A 17,518-nucleotide genomic window follows, 5' to 3' on the forward strand; every position below is an offset into this window, starting at 1 on the left:
TCTTAATATTAAAAATATGCAAGTAAAAAGGCCTCCGTCGAAATGGCTTCAGCGCAGGCCTATTTAATTTAATTATCTTTTACATTCGACTTGCTTTCAACATCTTTCCAATAAGCTTCATAGATTTGTTGCGCAATCGTCTGATTAACCGTACTTGTAGTTTCTGATACTCCTGGTACCACAATGGCCATTGCCACATCGGCATCCGGTACGAAGGACACTAATGAATAGGTTAAGGTGCTAGCTTGATCAGTTGTTGTTTCAGCCGTTCCAGTTTTAGCATAAACCGCAGGCTTAACACCCTTCAACATGGATCCAGTCACAAAGGGACTCTTACCATGAACCACCTTACGCATCCCCTCCCAAATGACATTCCGTTCAGCTGGTGTCCAGCCAACGGTTCCCAATACCTGAGTATTAACCGTTGTCTCAAGCGGTGTGGTATCATCATTATCTTTAGCATGTTGCTTAATAGATTGAACCACATGCGGACGGACCCGATAACCGCCATTGGCAATGGTTGCCACATATTGAGCCAACTGCATCGTCGTGTAGGTATCATATTGACCAAAGGATTCATCCAAGGCATTACCATAATGGTCCGGTGATGTTGAACCACGAATTCCAGTTACTTCGCCCGGCAAATCGATACCGGTATCAACCCCCAAACCAAAGCGATTAAACCCTTCCCGCATCGTTTGGAAAATACCAGAGCCCAAGTTAGCCAAGCTCATATCCTTACTATATGGCTTACCAGCCATTTTTAACATCAGCTGCATCACATAGGAGTTAGACGACACCATTAAGGCATCTGAGGCGGTCAATGGAATCGACTGCTCACCATTCCGATTAAACCAGGAACTCTTAGGCGCAGTCCCCGCCACTTGAATTGGTTGGTCCGTTAAGACACTGTTACTTGGTGAAATGGTCCCGTTCAACATGGCATTGGTAATCATGGCCGGCTTAACAACCGAACCAACTACCTCGGCCCGGTTAATGGTCGCCATTGCATCATCCTGTAACTTACCAGATGCCAAGCGATTAACGCCACCCATGGCATAAACGCCACCGGTGTTTGGGTTCAGCACAACAGCGTAGGCACCCTGGGTATGACCACCCGGTATATTCTTCTTTAAAATATCCTGTACATCGGCCTGGAACTTAGCATTAATGGTTAGATGCAAATCTGAACCCGGTTGACCTGGATAGAGCGTCTTTTCGGTCGACTCTCCCTGTGCATTGCTCTTGACTTCAATTTCTTTTTTAGTTCCCTTGAGGGCATCCTGATATTGCGCCTCTAAGAAGGTTGTCCCAACTGAATCGTCTCTTGAATAACCCTTAGTTAACAATTGATGGACACTGTTTTCTGGCAAGCCAGCTGTTGAGGTCGATACCGATCCAATAATCGATGCCATCGCATCCGTGTCAGAAGGCGACTCACGCTTATAATAAAGGCCAACTCGTACGCCCGGCATTTTAGCCTGACGCTCCCCAATGCTAGCAATTTCTTCTTGGCTAACATCTTCTTCCTTTAAGTAAATAGTTGATAAGGCATAGGCATTTACCATCTTTTGAAAAAGCATCGCCTGATTCCGCTCACTTGCTGACAGGGGAAACTTCGCTTGATGACGTTCTACATAATTAGTTAAATCAGCTGCATAGGCATCGGTGCCGGGAGCAGCTTCGGTCTGACTTAACTTAGCCACACGCTTAGCATGACGCTTATTTAAGACGTAGTAATTGGCATAATTATGGTCAGACAAGCGGTCAGTCTTAATCGTGACATATTTGCCCACTTCATTGGCAACTGTGTACAGCTCTTGCTCAGTCACATTACGCGGTTTAGTATAGGTAATCGCCTGTTCGCCTTGATTGGAAACCAGCGCCTTACCAGAGCTATCGTAAATAACTCCCCGCTGAACGTTGGCTTTTTCAATACTCGTGTCAGCACTTTTAACAGCTTGTTTGTACTGGGCACTATCGGTAATTTGAAGGGTTCCTAAGCGCCAACCCAATATTCCTAGCATTAATACGACGATGCCCATCAAGATATTTAACCGCGCTGGAATGCGGGACATTGATTGTCGCCTAGCCCGTCCGCCACCGTGACGATTTGGTGATTGCATGACTTGACTTCCTCACTTCTATTCTTTACCCGGTCTGCTAATATACGCTCCCCGGTACCTACTTTTGTTCTTCTTGATAACCTATCTATTGTAGCATATCTAACTTTAACTTTTTACTTTGATCCACATTAAGCCCCAATCTTAGGCTTAAAATATGGTTTAATATACCTAAGTTATTATTTGGAGGATAGCGATGACTAAACGTTTTAATCCTAAAAATTGGCGACCTAATACCTGGTCTTTATGGGTAAGCTTTTTATTGCCGGCACTCTTTATGACCGCTTACTTTGCTAGTCGGCACATGGCCCCCTTTGGGAATAGCTCCATTTTGACCGTGGATTTAGGCCAACAATATATTGATTTTTTTGAATTTTTTCGCCATACCCTATTAACTGACCCTTCACAAATTTTTTACTCCTTTTCTAAAGGATTAGGTGGGGAAATGTATGGCGACTGGGCCTACTATCTGATGAGCCCAACTAATTTGTTACTCTTACCCTTTGCTAATACCCAGTTACCAAGCGCCCTTTTCTGGCTAACAGTCCTAAAATATGGTCTAACCAGCTGGTCCTTTGCCTTTGCCATCCTTAAGATGCGTTGGCAAAAGGGTTGGTCTCTCCCTATTTTTGGAACTGCCTATGCCTTTTCAGGTTGGTTTGTCGCAAATCAACTGAACTTGCTTTGGCTAGACGTCGCCATTCTTTTGCCCCTCGTTGTCTTGGGGCTAGAAAGTTATTTCAAGCAAAAAAGTATGTGGTACTATGTTTTGCCCTTAACTGCCGCCTGTGTCATCAACTACTACATGGCCTACATGCTCGGTCTCTTTATGGTACTTTACCTTGTTTGGCGCTTAACCTGGTCAGCCTATCCCTGGCAACAACGGCTCCACTCCCTAGGTCAATTTATCTTTGCTAGCATCATCAGCATTGGTTTAGCCGCTGTTATCTGGTTGCCTACCGCAGTCTCACTCCTTAACAGCAAGGGCCAGCATATGTTGCAAGACTTAAAGTGGCAATTTGATTATCCCGCCGCTGATATACTTGGCAAATTTTTTGTTGGCTCCTTTAATTTCGCCCAAATGCCCACTGGCCTACCGAACATTTTTGTCGGCACATTACCCTTAATCATCATTTGGTTTTTTATAACTAGTCGGCAAATCCGTTGGCCAGTTCGCCTAACAACCTGCCTAGTCACAGCTGTTCTCGTACTGTCTATGATGTATAGCCCCTTGAACCTACTGTGGCATGGTTTTCAATATCCTGTTTGGTATCCTTATCGGTTTTCTTTCGTCTTCTGTTTTTGGCTACTTTGGTTGACGGCCTCCATTTGGACCAATCAGTTCCGCCTGTCCTCCCTCCAGTTACTTTCCTTTTTGGGTCTAGCTGGCTTGGGCTTTGCCTACCTGTACCAACGTGTAGATAAACTCAACTTTCTCAGTCAAGAACAGTTGCTCATTGGTGGGTGTTTCTTAGCCCTCTTTATCATCTTATTACTTTCACAAAGTCGTGGTCGTTGGTGGTCACTTTTATTAGCTGCTTTAGTGCTCAGCGAGTTAGCTACCAGTACGGTCCTAACCTTAAATAATTTTTCTTATTTAACTAACCGTGAATATCAAACTGCTATGACCAACCTAAATACGCTTAGCGAACAGCTACCCCACCATAAAAACGACTTTTATCGGGTCGCCCAGAGCTTCCAACGGACCAAAGGAGATCCCTTTCAAGGCCACTATTATGGTGCCTCCGTCTTTTCTTCCGGCCTAGAACACCAACAGAGTGATTTCATGGCAGCCATTGGTCAACCTGAAGGTGATAACTATATTAGCTATGATAGTGGAACTATCTTAACCGATACCTTTTTAGGAATGCGTTATCTCTTGCAAAGTAACGACCATGAGGCTAATCGACCTGGGACACCAGCTAATTTAACTACCCTTAGGCGGCAAGATACTAATGATGAGTATCCTATTGTCTATACTAATACGCTGACCCTCCTCTCAAAGAATCCACAAGCCTTACCCTTAGCCTTTGCAGCTAACAGCGATTTAACAAACCTTAAGTGGAAAGAAAATGATCCGCTGGGCAATCAAAACCGCCTCTGGGCTGCCCTAACTGGTAATGATGAATCTCCTGTGTTCACTAGTGTTAACTTTGACCACTCAACCACCGTTAACACCCAATTACCTCAAACTGTTACCGGGGCGTACTTAACCAAACAGGATCAACATGCCGATGCCAAAATTAGTCTATCCTATATACCAAGTACAGATGACCCATACTACTTGACCCTGGGTGATAGCTTAAATTCAGACGACTTAGAAATTCAAATCAATGGGCAAACCGTGCCAGAAATCCCAAGTCATCGACATACAATCGTGATTCCGCTAAGAAACGGACAAAAAGGACAAACCCAAACGATCACCATGCACTTTAAGCGAGCGGACTTATGGCTGAAAAATGTTTCCCTCTATCGGGCCAACCAGCAACAGCTTACAAGGGAGGCCAAGGCAATTAAACAACACGCCTTAGTCATCAACCACTTTAGTAATACTGATATCAAGGGGACGATTACCATGCCGGCTGGCAATCAAATGCTGATGACCACTATCCCCTACGGCCCAGGTTGGCAGGCAACAGTTGATGGTCAGCCAGTGAAGCCCCTTAAAATTGGCAAGTTCTTGATTGGACTGCCACTTAATGAAGGGGAACATCAAGTCCACTTCACTTATCGGCCTCCTTTCTTTAAATTAGGACTCTATATTAGCTTAGGAACTATTTTATTTACCCTTGGTTTAGCCTGGTCAAGCTATCTAAATCACCGGCATGACAGGCCAGATCTACCTTAATTTAACAGGGTAAACCTTTACAGAACACACTGTACATGGTAATGTATCTTTTGAAAAGCAGTTTCCTTGCTAGATTATAATAATAGGAGGCCAATCATGGCTGAAGAAAAAGAATATCCAATGACCTTGGAAGGTAAGCAAAAGCTTGCTGACGAGTTAAATACCCTAATCACCGAAAAACGAGCTGAAATTACTAATCGTATTCAGATTGCCCGCAGTTTTGGTGACTTATCTGAAAATTCCGAATACGCTTCGGCTAAAGATGAGCAAGCCTTTGTAGAAGGTCGAATCAATACGTTACAAAACATGCTTGATAATGCCGTAATTATCGATTCCTCGGCCATTGATCCTGATGAAGTTTCCGTTGGTAAGAAGGTAACCTTTAAAGAACTACCCGATGAAGAACCTGAGACCTATAGCATCGTTGGTGGTGCAGAAGCAGATCCCTTTGAAGGTAAGATTTCAAATGAATCACCAATTGCCAAAGCTTTGCTGGGCCATCATTTAAATGATGAAGTCCAGGTTGACCTACCAAATGGTGGTTCAATGCAGGTTAAAATCATTGCTGTAGAAACAGCCTAAATAAAAAGGACGTTTTCCCTTATGGAAACGTCCTTTTTATTTTTCCCTGATTGTAACTTCTCTAAAAAGCTGCTAATAAAAAAACGTGAAGCTTAGCTCCACGTTTTTTATTTAATGGTCATTCTTACCCATTGATTGATTAGTTGCATCAACTTCACCTAATCGAGATAGATGAGCATCATAATTCTGAGAATAATATACCTTACCAGTCTTCAAATTGGCAACAAAGTAAAGATAACCCGCATCCCGATCCTTAGGGTTTAAGACCGCATCAATTGATTCAATACTTGGATTATTAAACGGTCCAGGTCCTAACCCTGTAAACTTATACAAGTTATAAGGACTGTCAGATTGAACATCTTGATTGGATAAATTAGTCTTCTTGGTATTTAAGGCATACTTAGTCGCCACGTCTGACTGGATTGGCATATTAATGTCGAGCCGGTTTAGGAAAACACCAGCAATAATTCGACGACTATCCTTATCGACTCCCTCACGCTCCACCAGTGAAGCTAAGGTTAAGAGTTCTTGAATGGTTAGCTTCGATTGCTCAATGTCAGCAAACCTTGGCCTAAGCACGTAATACTCCTGCTGGACCATGGTTTCAATTAACTCATTGACTGACTTTGCATCACGCCAAGGATACGTAGCCGGATATAAATACCCCTCTAAACGATAACGAACATTTTTAGCCTTGGCCGCTGAGTCCAGCAAACCCGGAAATTCCTCTTGCAACTGTTTAAAGAGCTTAGGATCATTGGTAGCTTTTAAAAACTCCTGCTCACTAAAGTTTGTCTTTTTACCAACTTCCTTTGCAATGTCGGCGATTGGTTCACCTTCGCGAACTACTACCACATTCTTACTGTTAATGGGTACTGGGGAGCCCCCAAAACGTAACGCATCTACAATTGCTGGTACCGTCATTGAGGGACTTAACTCATAATAACCTGATTTCAAATCAGTAAAGCCTTTGGCATCCACATAGTGGGCAAAGGCCCGTTCTGAGCGTAACACCCCCGCCTTCTTCAAAGCCAAGCCCATTTGTTTAGGCGAGGCGCCGGCTTTAATTTCAACTTCTTTGGTCTTCTTTTTTTGCGGGTTTAAGGCCGCATAATTGGTTTGGTCATTTTGCACATAGGCATAATAAATGCCACCAAGGCCGACAATGATTCCGATAGTGATCACCAGCTTCCAAAACAGGCTCAAATGAACCCCTTGTCGGCGCTGCTGTGATTGTCTTGAATACTTCGCCATGAACTGTGCTCCTCTTAATTACGTTTAGTTCTGTTTTCACCGTAAAACATGCAAGTAACAGTATACCAGTTTCCAGTCCTAAAAATGGTATTGTCACAAAAACTTAACGTACTTGTGCAGCTAACTGCTCTACTAAGGCCTGATTAATCCGGTCCATGGCAGCATTAATATCCGCATCAACCAAGGTCGTCTCAGGACTAACAAAGGTCAGACTGTAAGCCAGGGACTTCTTATCCGCTGGTACCTTATCACCTGTATAGACGTCAAAGACAGTCACTGATTTTAGATAAGCGCCCCCATGCGCTTTAATAAGCGCTAATACATCGGCTGACGTCGTGTCCCGGTCAACCAGCAGTGCTAAATCACGTGAAATTGATGGGAAACGTGAAATAACATCATAATGGTCCCCTTCACGAGGTAGCGCCAACATTGCCGTTAAATCAAGCTCAAAGGCAAAGGTTTGCTTAATCCGATAATCTTGAGCTGTCTGCGGATGGATTTGTCCAATAAAGCCGACTAAGGTTGAACCCAAGAAAATATCAGCCGTTTGACCAGGATGCATATCTGGACGCTCACGATTGGCAACAAAGTGCACGTCAGTGAAGCCTAGGTTAGTCAGTAATTGTTCAACAATTCCCTTTAACGTAAAGAAGTCAACGTCTTGTGCTTTTTGATCCCAGCTAGCTGTTTGCAGATGGCCGGTTAAAATACCAGCCAAATGCTCTCTTTCCTCCGGCAGGGTATCATCCCCTTTGGCATCAAAAACACGTCCTTGTTCATATAGGGCCAGATCAGCTTGTTTATGGGCCAGATTATAAGCGACATCATCTAAGAGGCTCGTAATCAAACTGCCCCGGGTTACTTGATGATCTTGTGACATTGGATAATCCAATACCACCGGCGTAACTGGCGTAATTTGGAAACGGGCGGCCTTAGCAGGCGTCGTCAATGCATAAGAAATAGCCTGGTTCATTCCTAAACCTTCTAGCACATGCCGACTCGCCCTTAGGAAATGTTGCTTACCTGTCAAGCCCCCCATCGTCATTTCACCAACTGGCAAGGTAGTTGGTAGCTCATCATACCCATATATCCGGGCAACTTCTTCAATTAAGTCCGCTGGAATTTTAATATCCCAACGTCGGGCAGGAATGGTCACTGTAAAGCGGTCACCAGCATCAACTTGATAAGGAAAACCTAATCGGTCAAAAATAGTGCCCACGGTCTCAACCGTTAAGTCCGTCCCTAGCACATGATTAATTTTTGCCACGGTAATGGCAATGCTTGGTGCCTGATAAGCATAATCTTGCGCAATCACCCGTCCAGCTAAGACTTCTCCTTGGGCCAACTCCGCTAATAAGGCAGCCGCATGGTCTAAGGCCTTAAAGGTATCATCCACATTAACGCCACGTTCAAAACGTTGTGAGGCCTCAGAATGCAAGTTTTGGTCACGTGCAGCATGCCGAATCGCCTTGGGCTCAAATATAGCGGCCTCTAAGACGACATTTTCTGTCTCTGCGGTGACCTCAGTAGAGGCGCCCCCCATCACCCCAGCGAACATCAGGGGTTGGTTAGCAGAGGTCACAAGAATATCACCGGCTTGGGTTCTACGTTCAACACCATCCAAGGTTGTTAGCTCTTCATTTGCTTCAGCCGCCCTAACCGTCAATTCCTTAGCTGGTAGCCGGTCATAATCAAAGGCGTGTAGGGGTTGTCCGTAGGTTAAGAGCATCAAATTGGTTACATCCACCACATTTGAAATGGGGCGAATACCCATAGCCCAAAGACGGCGTTGCAACCACAAGGGTGAATCGGCCACCTTAACGTTTTTAACTACCCGCACCCCATATTTAGGTGCTAAGTCAGCCGGTGCTGTTACCTTAATCGCTTCTGCAGCAGGCACTGAACTTTCCGTTAACTCAAATTGAGGTAAGGTTGGCACTTCATCTAGAATGGCACCGACTTCCCAGGCAGTTCCATTCATCGATAACATATCGGCCCGGTTTGGGGTAATCCCCAATTCTAAAATATCATCACGCAGCCCCAAAACGGTCAGGGCATCTTCTCCTGGTACGAGCGATTTTGCATCAGCTTCATTAAAAACCCAGATACCTTCTTCAAAGTTTTTTGGACTGACTTTATCGTCAATCCCAATCTCTTGGAGGGCCACTAACATCCCGTTAGATACTTCACCCCGTAATTTACCCCGGCGGATCTTCTTATGATCGCCAACCGTTGACCCATGTTTAGCCAACACCACCGTTTGACCAACTGCCACATTAGGGGCCCCAGTAACAATTTGTAGGGGTTCATCCTCACCGGCATCAATCTGGGTAATCACTAGATGATCTGAGTCTGGGTGTGGTTCAACTGATAAGACACGGGCAATCACAATCTTTTTCATGTCACCGGCCAAATGATATTGGTCATCAATTTCCACGGCCGTCCGTGCAATCTTTTCAGCTAATTCATTGGCAGGAATGGTGATTGGTAAATAATCGCGCAACCAATTAAGTGAAACATTCATTATAATCGCCTAGCCTTTCTGGTCAAATTGCTTGAGAAAACGAATATCGTTCAAGTAGAAGTTACGAATATCTTCTACGCCATGCTTCAACATGGCAAAACGGTCTGGTCCCAGACCAAATGCAAAGCCTCCATATACATCTGGGTCTACGCCGGCCATGCGTAATACATTTGGATGGACCATGCCAGCTCCTAGAACTTCAATCCAGTCAATATCCTCTGGTTTGGTCTGGTCCGTAACTGGTCCCCAGGACACATCAACTTCAACAGAAGGTTCCGTAAAGGGAAAATAAGATGGCCGTAAACGGATATCATGATCAGCGCCAAATAGTTGGTGGGCCACTGCTAATAACGTTCCTTTCAAATCACCCATTGTAATATGCTTATCAATTACTAAGCCCTCAACTTGGTGAAATTGGTGCGAATGTGTCGCATCATCTGTATCACGCCGATAGACCCGACCTGGTGAAATCATCTTCAATGGTCCCTTAGAAAAATCGTGTTGTTCTAGCGTCCGGGCTTGAACCGGTGACGTTTGGGTCCGCATCAACAAGCTTTTACTAATATAAAATGTATCCTGCATATCACGGGCGGGGTGGTCTTCAGGTAAGTTCATGCGCTTAAAGTTATATTCATCCTGTTCGACCTCAGGCCCTTCAACAATTTGATAACCCATCCCAATAAATTGGTCCTCTAAGTCTTCAATGATTTGTTGTAAGACATGGGGTTGCCCCTGAACAACTGGTTTACCTGGTAAGGTGACATCAATTGTTTCACCTGCCAATTGCGCTGCTAATGCTGCTGCGGCCAGGGTAGCTTGTTTATCACCAATGGCCTGGGTCAAGGTATCACGTAATTCATTAGCCTTGGCCCCAATGGTTGGCCGCTCTGCCGGTGCTAAATCTTTCATTCCGCGCAATACTTCGGTAATTGGCCCTTTTTTACCCAGCCACTTGACCCGAATCTGATTCAAGTCTGCTTGTGAGTCACTAGCACTAATCTCTGCCAAGGCTGTTACCCTTAATTGGTCTAGTTTTTCTGCTAAACTCATTTCCTAACTCCTTTTTTTAATTCAATAAAAAAGTCCCTTCGATAATGAAATATCGAAGGGACGCTAATAGACGTGGTACCACCCTGATTCAATGCCCAAAATATAGGCATCCTCAAGCAGTCAGTTAACGCTGACTAAGCGGAACCACCTTATCAATGGCTCGACTCCTGGTTGAATCTGCAAATAAGCATTAGGTTGGGCTTTCACCATCCCCAATTCGCTAGCTAATCCTTAATTGCTCTGACCATTCACTGTCTTTATACCCTATTTTACCGATTGTTTGCCAGCAAGGCAAGCCACTTAGCCCGTAATTACTGATTCATTCGGTACCATCCACTTGTCTGACCACTGATGAATGGCCGTCATCATTTCCTTCATGGACTCACCTTTAGGCGTTAAGGCATATTCAATTAAAGACGAATTTTCATAGGTCCGTCGCTCAATAATCTGCCCCTCTTCTAGTTCCTTCAGCCGTTCAACGAGCACACGGTCTGAACACTTCGTTACCATTTGTGAAAGGTCCTTAAAGCGCATAGGACCGTTATTAAGTAATGATTCAATAATTAAACCATTCCATTTCCGGCCTAGAAAAGCAAAGGTAGCAATAAACTTGTCACATAGCACCGGTTGTTCACTACAATCAACAGGTTTTGTAACCGTTTCTGTCATCTTCCCACTGCTCCTTTCTTTGATTAATTATATTATTTTCTAGATTTAAGCTATTAGCTATACCTGTCCATTTTAACGCGTTTACTTACTAATTACCAGGCAGGCTTGATTAGCCTGATTGCTAGTCATTTTCCACTAATTTTGCATAGACCGTTGGATCAATTACCCGGTCGATTTCTCCAATATACTCAGTAGCTGGTGCTTTTACAAAGACATGCTTGAACAGGTAGAGATGGTCACTGCGATCTTCTTCACCAATCCCGCCCATATCATAGTAACGAACACCATTGTCCAGAGCCCACTGAATCATCGCGGTTTGGACAGCATAGGGGGCATAGTAAGTTTCACCATCGACTGAGCCAGCATACATATACCAGACTTTATCACCATACTTAAAACCGATTCCCGTTGACAATAGCTGTCCTTGGCGTCGAGCGACAAAGATTTGCATGATATCAGCTCCAAAGGCTGCTTGCATGCGTTCAAAATAGGCCTTGGGCCGATAAGTAATACCGTGGCGCTTAGCCATGGCCTCGTAGGTTGTATAAAAGTCGGCTAGTTCAGCCGCGGTTGCACCATTGGTAACAGTAACCCCATCACGAATAGGCCGCTTTAACTTACTCTTGGTTTTTGAAGGGTACAGATCCAAGGTCTGTTTGGCCTCAGGAAAGGCCGTCAAATCCATCACCATATTAAGACGGGGTTGAATCGTTGCATGCATACCAGCGGCGGCCACATTCCGATTACGGGTCTGAAAGCCATGGTCTTGTAAGGCCTGATTTAACTCATCTGAATAAGGCACCTCAGGATCCATACGTAAAACGTAAGCATCACTCAAATGTGGTAAGGCCTCTGCTAGCAAGGCATCTAGGAGCGCTAAATCAAAGGTTGCCATCACTGGTCCCTTTGACGCATAGGCAAATTTCTTACCAGCGGGAGTATCAGTTAGCAGTACCGATAAGGCCGCTTTAATCTGACCATCCGCATCCTGAACATAAAAGTCTCGGGCCTCCCAGTTGTTTTTTACGCTACCCCAGGCTAAGTCTTGCGTTACCCGCGCACTGGGAGTTGTACGGACAAAATTTTGATAGGCTGCAACCTGTTTTTGATCATTCCTGTCCAACATTGGCATGCCAACTACCTTCTTTCCTAAATAATTGTATTTATTTTTATAATATTTCCTACCGTTAGCCATTATAGCATAGCCAATTTACTAGCTAAGGGCCTATAATAGACATTATGGAAAATATAAAATCAACTCAAAATAGCCGAGTGAAAACATGGCAAAAATTATCAAGTAAAAAAGGCCGTCAAGCAAGTGGTAGCTACCTCTTAGACGGTTGGCACTTAGTGGAAGAGGCCATTCAACATCATGGCCACCTACACGCATTAATCGGCACTAGTGAGCAATTAAAGCTACATGCCACTGAACTTCCTACCGGGGTTCCTGTTTTTGAAATTACGCCTGAGATTGCCAAAAAGTTATCCGACTTAGTGACCCCTCAGGGAATTTTTGCAGAAGTTTCCTTGCCTAAAGCTAACCGGGCCCCTCAATTTATTCATGAAGGCGCCTGGTTGTTCTTAGATGGCATTCAAGACCCGGGTAACGTTGGGACGATGGTTAGGACTGCAGATGCTGCTGGCTTTGCTGGCGTTGTCTTTGGCCAAGGTTCGGTAGACCCCTATTCACCTAAGGCTACTCGTGCCATGCAGGGCAGCCAATTTCATATTGAACTAGCCAGCGGTGACCTCTTAACATGGACGGCGGCCTTTAAGGAAAACGGGATCAATGTCTATGGTACGGAATTAAACCCTGCCGCAGTGGACTTGTTTACCGTTAATCCCGAACCTGCCTTTGCCTTAATCATGGGCAACGAGGGTCAGGGAATGCAGCCTGCTCTAAGTGCTGCTGCAAGTCAAAATCTCTACATTCCTTTGGTGGGCGAAGCAGAGTCTTTGAACGTGGCAGTTGCAGCTGGTATTGCCATGTTTGCGCTCACTCAAGGTTAACTTAATCTTTGACCCGTATGCTGATTTGTGGAGGGCGATGATTCTATGAAAAATTGGCAAACCGATTCTGAATATCTGACACTTGTTGATGATCTTTTGGCGCGCCGGGAGGTCCAATCATTGGCCCAGTATACCCAGCATCACCACTCAGATCGACTAACCCATTCACTCAGCGTTTCTTATCGTAGTTACTGTATTGCTAAACGCTTAGGCTTAAATACACGCGCTGTGGCACGGGCTGGTCTCTTACATGACTTGTTTTTTTATGACTGGCGAGTAACAAAGTTTGAGCTAGGGACACATGCCTTTATTCATGCCCGTGTCGCCGTACGTAATGCCGAGAAACTTACTCCCTTATCGCCGATGGAAAAGGATATTATCTTAAAACATATGTGGGGTGCAACGACTGCCCTACCGCACTATCGTGAGAGTATTCTTGTCGACTTTGTTGATGACTACCAGGCGGTGGTTGAGTTTTGTCAGCCCTGGTCTCAGCACGTTAAACGCCTACTACAACAGTTAACCAACGCCTTTTAAAAAATACCGACTAGCTCATATATATGGCCTAGTCGGTATTTTTTTGCTTAATTATCTGATACTTATCCAAAGTGTTTCCTTAATTTTACTTAGCAAGAATTGCCTGACTAACATCTACTTGATTAAACTTAACCACTTTCGCTGGCAAAAGCTTATTATTAGACCTTGCTACCATATATTTTATCCAGCACACTAACAATGCCCTGTTCAACCAAGTAAGCCGCCTTTTTTTCAGACGATAATTGCCAACGTGCTAATATGTCAACGACGGCATCCACAGTAAAGGCAATTCGCATTCGTCGATTATAGTCGTCACTGGCTATATGCTGACTTTCAATAAGTTCATTACAAAAAGTTTGCTTCATATCTTGTACAAAGTGATCCCCTTCTCTGATAAATAGGGTTAGCACCCGACTATTTTCCTCTACATAATTAATTACCTTATGCATAAGACGTTCTGGATCAAATTCCAAATGATCTTCCAAATCCTTAATCATAATCACTACTAAATCATCAATCAGTCCATCGCTTAATTGTTCAAACAAATCCCCCACATTGTCATAATACTTATAAAAGGTTGAGCGTCCAACATCAGCCCTTTCTGCTACTTCTGAAACCATAATTGTGTGCAATGACTGCTCTGCTATTAAATCAATAAAGGCCTCCTTTATCAGTCGTTTTGTTCGGTTTACTCTTCGGTCCACCATTAAGTCTGTCCTCCCGCACGGTTTTAAATAAAGATAACATCACAATCGTGTACCGCTGATCAAGCTACTACGCTGCTATTGCTTTAACCGTATCCCACTATTCTAACAAGCTATCACACTTTAAGGAAAGCGGTTTCCTTTATGCACTCGTATATTCTTGCTCAGTCACACACTATATTTGTACCATAGGACCTTCGTTTTCTACGAGTCACCAAGCTTTATCTTGTTTTCTAAACTACATAACACCGACTTCGTTAGTTATTAAACAGGTAAAGAATGTGTTTTATGTAAAAAAAGAACTAATCTTTTTAAAAGATTAGTTCTTTTTCATTGTTTACATGACCCTATAAGGGTTCATAACGTTAATTTTCACGACGCTTTTTACTTTCCCTACCAAGCATACCCAGCATCAGTCCAATGACGCCCACAACTGTTAAGGTATTTGTTGCTCGCTCACCAGTTTTAGGCAAGGCTTGCTCAGTTTTTGCTAAGGTTTGCTTGGTAACCGCCTTAGTTGGCTTAACTGCTTGTGCTGCTTGCCTAGCTAGTTCAGCAGGTGTTGTCTGTTCTCTAGCCTTTTCTAACAATGTCGTCACAACCACCGTTTTTGCGATAGCTGTCTTACCGTTAATTCTATTTGTAATGGTTGCAACTAATCTTGTCCCATCCTTGAGTACATAGTCACTAGGTACTTTAATAGTCCAATGTCCACTTACATCTACCACAGTCGCTCCTAATTTACGGCCAACCTCATCAGTAACTGTTACAATCCCGCCTACAGTTCCACTACCGGTAATTTGCTGGTCATTGGTATGGACATGGTCAATCGTTACTACTGGATTAGCCGCATCAATCACCAATGTCTTGGCAAACGCAGTCCGGCCATTCTTAGGGTTGGTAGCGGTAGCAGTAATCTCTGCCCCTGGTTGTAAGTCCATCCCATTTGGCAATGGAATCGACCACGTTCCATCTTCTTTAATGCTTGTTTTGCCAATTATTCTACCATTGCCATCTGTTACCACAATCCGATCTCCAGGTAAACCAGACTCTCCAGCTGTTCCAGAGATACTGGTTGTATCCGACTGGACATCATTAATGGTAACATCTGGTGTACGATACTGCCCGACAATTGTCTGGTCAGAAGCCCCCTGTCCATTATTAGGATTCGTAATATGCACCTTTACCATATCACCAGGGTTTAGCGTTGTCCCTTGTGGTACCGGTAGCGTCCACGTTCCGTCTGCTTGAACTTGTGGACTACCAATAATATTACCAGCATTATCAGTCACCGTAATGATATCCCCTGGTTGTGCGTTACTCGTTTGACCAGTAAGTGTATCTGCCCCTGCCTCAACGGGGTCAATAGTTGCACCTGGTACACGGGTATCTGCTACCGGTACCTCAACTAATGTCGGGTCACCTGGGTTATTGGGATTCGTAATGGTTGCGGTCACCTTGGTATTTGCTTCCAAGCTACCTGCCGGAACATTTGAAATGGTCCACGTTCCATCTGCTTGCACCTTAGTCTCACCTATAACTTTTCCGTGCGCATCCTTTACCACCACCTGATCGCCAGGTTTACCCGTAGCACCAGCGGTACCTGTGATGATTGCATCACTGTCTTTAATTGGATCAACGGTGATTGATGGTTTACGTGTATCTTCAACCAACTGTTTAGCCACTGCGGGAGTTTGACTTGGGTCCTTTGGGTTAGTAGCAGTTGCAGTCACCTTGGTGTTGGGCTGTAAGTCAACGTCTTCTGGTACTGGTAGTGACCAAGTACCATCATCTTTAACCGTTGTCTCTCCAATTTTCTTTCCATCAGCGTCGGTCACCACCACCTGATCACCAGGTTTACCCGTCGTACCAGCCGTTCCTGAAATAACTCTGTCTGTATCCTTAACTGGATTTAGCGTTACATCCGGTAGATGCTTATCGGTCACCGTTGTTTCATTGCTACCCGTTTGATTGTTCGCTGGATTTTTGATGGTTACCTGAATCTTATCACCATAAGCTAAGCTCGTTCCTTCAGGGATTGGAAGCGACCAAGATCCATTTTGATCAACCTTGGTTGTTCCAATGACTTGATTATGACTATCAACAACTGTGATTTCATCCCCCGGTTGACCATTTGGACCAACTTCTCCTGTAATTGCGGTTGACGATTCATCAACCCCATCAATTACAACATCCGGAACACGCGTGTCAGTTACCTTTTGACTTGCCGAAGTTGACTCATTATTCAAAGGATTAGTAATCACCGCTTTAACGTCTGTATTCGGTTTTAACGTTCCCACAGGAAGGTTATCAATACGCCAAGTTCCATCTGCTTGAACCTTCGTTTCACCAATTTTATTTCCAGCCGCATCTGTTACAACAATGAGATCACCGGGTTTACCGGACGTACCAATTTCACCTGAAACGGATGTATCTGTATCCTTAACTGGATTCATAGTCGTATTAGGAACACGGGTATCTGCGACTACCTTTGTAGCTTTACCCCCTTGACCGCTGGCTGGATTTAATACTTCCGCAGTAACTGTTTTCCCAGGTTCTAGGGTCGTCCCAGCTGGAACATCAATCGTCCATGACAAATCAGCACCTACAGTTGTTGAACCTATTAATTGACCATCCGTACCGTACACATTCACTGTGTCTCCTGGCTTAGCCGTTGTCTCATCGGCCATCCCCGAAATAGTAGAACTTTCATTTGTCACAGGCGTCGTAATAGTTGTTTGCGGAACACGCGCATCGTATTCATACGTTATGTTATAGCTATCTAACTGCCCGGTTACATAGGGATTTCGAATAATGAGCTTCCCAACATTTTGAATGGAATAATACTGTTCGGGTTGACCAGGCGCAATGGTTTTAGTTGGCTCACTGGTTAATACCCAATTGCCAGCACTATCTTTTTTATAAAGATTAAATGACATGACCCCATCATCCGTGATTTGCGTCATCTTGACCCCATAGCCAACAAAGCGATCAGAAAATTGAACATAGCCTTTTTTGAAAGGGCTAAAAACACCATTTCGATTAGCCGGCTCTTCATGTATTACTAAGTAATAGGTTTTTCCATCTTTTTGTATGGATGCAGGCCGGCCGGTTGTATATTCTTGGTTAGTCCAGCCATCTTGGGTTACGTTATCCATTAATGCCTGCCCAGTCTCAGCATCTACGTAATGGGTCACCTGATGAATAACTTCAGGAA

The 17,518-nt window shown here is 44.2% G+C and carries 12 protein-coding genes; 4 read left to right on the plus strand and 8 right to left on the minus strand.

What is annotated here, in order from left to right:
* Window positions 1-68: 68 nt before the first annotated feature.
* Entirely contained in the window at window positions 69-2,126 is a 2,058-nt protein-coding gene (locus G414_RS0103085; RefSeq protein ID WP_022791397.1) for a peptidoglycan D,D-transpeptidase FtsI family protein, read from the minus strand.
* 193 nt (window positions 2,127-2,319) lie between these two features.
* Between G414_RS0103085 and G414_RS07185 the strand changes: the two genes are divergently transcribed.
* Together G414_RS07185 and greA are read left to right on the plus strand one after the other, a co-directional pair.
* The gene (locus G414_RS07185) at window positions 2,320-4,971 is read left to right on the plus strand and encodes a YfhO family protein (protein WP_022791398.1); all 2,652 of its coding nucleotides are present in this window, start codon (window positions 2,320-2,322) and stop codon (window positions 4,969-4,971) included.
* A gap of 96 nt (window positions 4,972-5,067) precedes the next feature.
* Window positions 5,068-5,553, plus strand: coding sequence for a transcription elongation factor GreA (gene greA / locus G414_RS0103095; RefSeq protein ID WP_022791399.1), 486 nt, complete (start codon window positions 5,068-5,070; stop codon window positions 5,551-5,553).
* A 111-nt stretch (window positions 5,554-5,664) separates the two neighbouring features.
* Here the strand turns inward: greA and mltG are convergent, their stop codons facing one another.
* From mltG to femX, 5 genes are all read right to left on the minus strand, one after another.
* Window positions 5,665-6,807 carry an endolytic transglycosylase MltG gene (gene mltG / locus G414_RS07190; RefSeq protein ID WP_022791400.1) on the minus strand — a complete coding sequence of 381 codons (1,143 nt, stop codon included), beginning with the start codon at window positions 6,805-6,807 and terminating at the stop codon, window positions 5,665-5,667.
* A 103-nt stretch (window positions 6,808-6,910) separates the two neighbouring features.
* Window positions 6,911-9,331 (minus strand): phenylalanine--tRNA ligase subunit beta, encoded by a 2,421-nt coding sequence (pheT, locus tag G414_RS0103105; protein ID WP_022791401.1) that lies wholly within the window; start codon window positions 9,329-9,331, stop codon window positions 6,911-6,913.
* 9 nt (window positions 9,332-9,340) lie between these two features.
* Window positions 9,341-10,381, minus strand: a complete 1,041-nt coding sequence (gene pheS / locus G414_RS0103110; RefSeq protein WP_022791402.1) for a phenylalanine--tRNA ligase subunit alpha — start codon at window positions 10,379-10,381, stop codon at window positions 9,341-9,343.
* 300 nt (window positions 10,382-10,681) lie between these two features.
* Complete coding sequence (locus G414_RS0103115; protein ID WP_022791403.1) at window positions 10,682-11,050, minus strand: winged helix-turn-helix transcriptional regulator; 369 nt, start codon at window positions 11,048-11,050, stop codon at window positions 10,682-10,684.
* Between the two features lie 121 nt (window positions 11,051-11,171).
* Window positions 11,172-12,182 (minus strand): UDP-N-acetylmuramoylpentapeptide-lysine N(6)-alanyltransferase, encoded by a 1,011-nt coding sequence (gene femX, locus G414_RS0103120; protein ID WP_022791404.1) that lies wholly within the window; start codon window positions 12,180-12,182, stop codon window positions 11,172-11,174.
* Window positions 12,183-12,289: 107 nt separating this feature from the next.
* Between femX and G414_RS0103125 the strand changes: the two genes are divergently transcribed.
* Window positions 12,290-13,060, plus strand: coding sequence for a TrmH family RNA methyltransferase (locus tag G414_RS0103125; RefSeq protein ID WP_022791405.1), 771 nt, complete (start codon window positions 12,290-12,292; stop codon window positions 13,058-13,060).
* 45 nt (window positions 13,061-13,105) lie between these two features.
* Window positions 13,106-13,597 (plus strand): HD domain-containing protein, encoded by a 492-nt coding sequence (locus G414_RS0103130; RefSeq protein ID WP_022791406.1) that lies wholly within the window; start codon window positions 13,106-13,108, stop codon window positions 13,595-13,597.
* 158 nt (window positions 13,598-13,755) lie between these two features.
* On the opposite strand, the gene G414_RS07500 is transcribed toward G414_RS0103130, so the two are convergent.
* Both G414_RS07500 and G414_RS0103140 read right to left on the minus strand, forming a co-directional pair.
* Window positions 13,756-14,304, minus strand: coding sequence for a TetR/AcrR family transcriptional regulator (locus G414_RS07500; protein ID WP_022791407.1), 549 nt, complete (start codon window positions 14,302-14,304; stop codon window positions 13,756-13,758).
* Between the two features lie 362 nt (window positions 14,305-14,666).
* Window positions 14,667-17,498 carry an Ig-like domain-containing protein gene (locus G414_RS0103140; RefSeq protein WP_022791408.1) on the minus strand — a complete coding sequence of 944 codons (2,832 nt, stop codon included), beginning with the start codon at window positions 17,496-17,498 and terminating at the stop codon, window positions 14,667-14,669.
* Window positions 17,499-17,518: the final 20 nt, after the last annotated feature.

The organism is Weissella halotolerans DSM 20190 (genome assembly GCF_000420365.1).
Classification (GTDB): Bacteria; Bacillota; Bacilli; order Lactobacillales; family Lactobacillaceae; genus Weissella; species Weissella halotolerans.